General features: G+C 55.7%; 1 protein-coding gene. It reads left to right on the forward strand.

Annotated elements, in window-relative coordinates; translation table 11 throughout:
* Nucleotides 1-235, forward strand: a 235-nt coding sequence (locus tag AC1RPJ_RS08340; protein ID WP_481762942.1) for a hypothetical protein, incomplete at both ends; no start/stop codon positions are given.

Consider the following 235-nt stretch of genomic DNA (forward strand, 5'->3'; position numbering starts at 1 on the left):
GTGCTGCAATGAGCATTATTGAGACGCGCGGGCGCTACGAAGACGCTATCATCGAGCGGTTCGAAGCCGCTATCAAGCGCGATCCTGCGGCATACGAGGACCCGACAGAAACCGTGTACCAGATCACCAGACGCGAAATTCTGGAGGTTATGGACGAGTTCATTGCTGACCACAACAAGCGGTTCAGTACAGCATACTTGCAGGGGCTGAAAGCCGGCCGCCTGAAGGGCTACAT

It is taken from the genome of Dellaglioa sp. CoH-57-MRSF-17, assembly GCF_056782015.1.